The sequence below is a fragment of the Immundisolibacter sp. genome (genome assembly GCF_028696615.1).
Lineage (GTDB): Bacteria > Pseudomonadota > Gammaproteobacteria > Immundisolibacterales > Immundisolibacteraceae > Immundisolibacter.
In genome coordinates this window covers 1-2,718 of sequence record NZ_JAQVGQ010000306.1, presented here as the reverse complement: position 1 = coordinate 2,718, position 2,718 = coordinate 1, and the positions used below count along the sequence as shown (strand labels likewise).

4 protein-coding genes are annotated in these 2,718 nt (G+C 72.3%); all 4 read left to right on the top strand.

Going from position 1 to position 2,718, the window contains the following annotated elements; genetic code table 11:
- The coding region (locus tag PHC73_RS13635; RefSeq protein ID WP_300129345.1) for a phosphotransferase at nt 1-574 on the top strand (574 nt) is incomplete at its 5' end.
- Entirely contained in the window at nt 571-1,383 is an 813-nt protein-coding gene (locus PHC73_RS13630) for a BPSS1780 family membrane protein (RefSeq protein ID WP_004293104.1), read from the top strand. The genes PHC73_RS13635 and PHC73_RS13630, both read left to right, overlap by 4 nt.
- Before the next feature lie 10 nt (nt 1,384-1,393).
- Entirely contained in the window at nt 1,394-2,197 is an 804-nt protein-coding gene (locus PHC73_RS13625) for a BPSS1780 family membrane protein (protein ID WP_282809879.1), read from the top strand.
- Nucleotides 2,181-2,718, top strand: a 538-nt coding sequence (gene nadD, locus PHC73_RS13620) for a nicotinate-nucleotide adenylyltransferase (RefSeq protein WP_300129341.1), incomplete at its 3' end; no start/stop codon positions are given. The genes PHC73_RS13625 and nadD, both read left to right, overlap by 17 nt.

Sequence of the window (2,718 nt, the reverse complement as noted above, 5' to 3'; positions counted from 1 at the left end):
GCACCTGGCCGGCCAGTCCTACGGCCGCCGCCAGGAGAACCCGCGCGGCGCGGGCTGGCGCAGCGCCACGGCCGCCGTCGTGCGGCCGTTCCTGCCCGCCGACGAACAGGCCCTGCTCGACGCCGAACTCGCCTTCCAGGCCAGGGTGGACATCGAATCGCTACCCGCCGGCGCCATCCACGCCGATCTGTTCCGCGACAACGTGCTGTGGGACGACGACGATGGCACGCCGCGCATCGGCGGCGTCATCGACTTCTACTTCGCCGGCTACGACGCTCTGCTGTTCGACGTCGCCGTCACCGTCAACGACTGGTGCGCCCAGCCCGACGCAGCGCTCGATCCGCAGCGCACCGCCGCCCTGCTCGAGGCCTATCACGCCGAACGCCCCTTCACCGACGCCGAGCGCGCCGCCTGGCCCGCCATGCTGCGCGCCGCCGCGTTGCGCTTCTGGCTGTCGCGCGCCGCCGACTTCCACCAGCCGCGCGCGGGCGAGATGGTGCTGGTGAAGGACCCCGACGAATACCGCGACATCCTGCGCCTGCGCGCCGCCGGCGTGCCGCCCCTGCCGCTATGAACACGCACCGGCGTCACCCGCCCCCGCCCGCCCCAGGCGACGTCGTCCCCGGCCACGCCCTGCAGTGGCTCGCCGACGGCTGGCGCCTGTTCTTGAAGGCGCCCGGCGTATGGGCCGTCCAGGCGCTGATCCTGTTCGTGATCCTCGCCGCACTCGGTGTCCTGCCCTTCCTCGGCTGGGCCGCGGCGCCCATCGCCCTGCCGGTGCTGGTCGGCGGCATGCTCGCCGGCGCGCAGGCGCTCGACCGCGGCCAGGCGCTGCGCGTGGACCACCTGTTCGAGGGCATCCGCCGCCATGCCGGCAACCTGCTGCTGGTCGGCGTCTTCCACCTGCTCGGCGCGCTGCTGGCGGCGCTGATCGCCGCGGCCATCGGCGGCAGCGCAGTGCTCACCGGCATGGTCGTCGGCGCGGTGCCCGGCGCGGGCGTGGCGGCGGGCGGCATGATGCTCGGCGTGCTCGTGTTCACCGTGCTGTGGGCGCTGCTGATGATGGCGCTGTGGTTCGCCCCGGCGCTGGTCATGCTGCACGACGTCGCCCCGCTCGACGCCATGAAGCTGTCCGCGCGTGCCTGCATGCACAACCTGCTCGCCTTCCTTGTGCTCGCCACCCTGCTCTACGTGCTGGTGTGGGTGGCCATGATCCCTGCCGGACTCGGCATGCTGGCGCTGATCCCGGTGATCGCCGGCGCGCTGTATGCGGCCTGGCGCGAGACCTTCGCGCCGGCACTGCCCGCCCTGCCGTCGCCGGACGCCCTCGTAGCCGACGCCCCCCCCGCACCGCCCCCCGGCGACGTGCCGCCCCAGACCTGAAGACCCACTCATGCAAGCAAACCAACTCCCCTCCCAGCGCGGCTGGGCCTGGCTGCGCGAAGGCCTGCAGCTGTGGCGCCGCAACCCGGCGCTGCTCACCTTCGCTGCCTTCGGCTACCTGCTCACGCTGGTCGTGATCAGCATCGTGCCGCTCATCGGTCAGCTCGCCTCTTCGCTGATCATGCCGGCGCTGTCGGTCGGCGTGCTCAACGCCTGCCGCGCCATCGACGCAGGCCGCAAGGTCGGCCCCGACGTGCTGTTCTCGGGCTTTCGCACCAACCTGCAGGCGCTCGTCACCATCGGCGGCATCTACCTCATCGGCACCCTTGTCGTGCTGTTCCTGGTCGGGCTGGTCGACGACGGCACGCTGGCGCAGGCAATGCGCAGCGGCGAGATCGACGAACAGGCCGCGGCCGACTCCAACCTCGGCTTCTCGCTGCTGGTGGCGCTGCTGCTGTCGACCCCGCTGATGATGGCCTACTGGTTCGCGCCGATGCTGGCTGCGTGGTGGAAGATACCCGCCCCCAAGGCGATGTTCTTCAGCTTCTACGCCTGCCTGCGCAACTGGCGGCCCTTCCTGGCCTACGCCGTGGGGCTGCTGCTGTTCGGCGCTTTCGTCCCCGGCCTCGTCATCGGCGTCCTTGGCCTGGTGTCGCCGACACTCGCCACACTGGCTTCCTTCCCGGTACCGCTGATCCTGATCCCGGTGCTGTTCGCCAGCTTCTTCGCCAATGCCCGCGACGTGTTCGGCCTGCCCGAGGGCAACGCCGCGCGCGTGCTGACCCCGCCCGACAACGATGCCACGCCCGACTGAGCAGCCGGACGGCAGCGGCCCGCTGGGCCTGCTCGGCGGCACCTTCGACCCGATCCACCTCGGCCACCTGCGGCTGGCCGAAGAGGCGCGCGAAGCACTTGGGCTGGCGCGCGTGCGCCTGATCCCCGCCGGCCAGCCGCCCCACCGCGGCGAGCCCGGCAGCACCGCCGACGACCGGCTGGCCATGGCGCGGCTCGCCGCGGCCGGCAATCCCGGCTTCGAGATCGACGATGGCGAGGTCCGCAGCGAACGCAAGAGCTATACCGTGCTCACGCTCGAACGCCTGCGCGCCGAACTCGGTCCGCAGCGTCCGCTGGTGCTGATCCTCGGTGCCGACGCCTTCGAAGGCCTGCCGGCCTGGCACCGATGGCAGGAGATCTTCGGCCTGGCGCACATCGCCGTCGCCAACCGCCCCGGCTATTCGCCGCACGCCCGCCGCTGGCCGGCCACGCTGTCGCCGGCGCTCGCCGCCGCCTGCCAGGACCGCCACGCAGCGGACCCCGCCGAGTTGCGCCACACCC

Coding starts and splice junctions, on each gene's coding strand:
- PHC73_RS13630 (WP_004293104.1), top strand. CDS start 571: ATGAACACGCACCGGCGTCACCCGCCCCCGCCCGCCCCAGGCGACGTC.
- PHC73_RS13625 (WP_282809879.1), top strand. CDS start 1,394: ATGCAAGCAAACCAACTCCCCTCCCAGCGCGGCTGGGCCTGGCTGCGC.